General features: G+C 63.8%; 1 protein-coding gene. It reads right to left on the bottom strand.

All coding sequences use genetic code 11. The features are described 5' to 3' along the window. Window positions 1-72: 72 nt before the first annotated feature. A partial coding sequence (locus EN874_RS32630; RefSeq protein WP_127428854.1) for a curlin occupies window positions 73-348 on the bottom strand: 276 nt, incomplete at its 5' end.

Here is a 348-nt window from a genome sequence, read left to right as displayed (position 1 = left end):
GTTCAGAGCGGGGATGGCGAGGTTCTTGCGAATTGAGCCTGCGGCGAAGACCTGCAGGTGTCCCGCCTTGCCCTACCAGCCGTAGCTGAAGGTCAGGCCGCTGCCGTTATTGCCGTCCTGCACGACGTTGGTATCCGTGTTGCGGCCGTACTGAAAAATGCCATAGGCATTGTTGTTGCCGTTCTGCTGCAACGTTGCGGAGTGGCCGACGCCCCGTTGCCGGATAAAGCCGAGATCGCCGCCGCCGTTCTGGGCAATGCCGGCGGCGTTGCCGCGGCCGAGCTGGCGGATGTCGGCATCCTTCAGGCCGCGGTAGAGCGAATAGGCACGGAGGCCCGTCGAAAGCAG

It is taken from the genome of Mesorhizobium sp. M1D.F.Ca.ET.231.01.1.1, from assembly GCF_003999155.2.
Lineage (GTDB): Bacteria > Pseudomonadota > Alphaproteobacteria > Rhizobiales > Rhizobiaceae > Mesorhizobium.
Note: the sequence above shows the minus strand (reverse complement) of the source record. Positions and strands in the feature narration are given on the sequence as shown.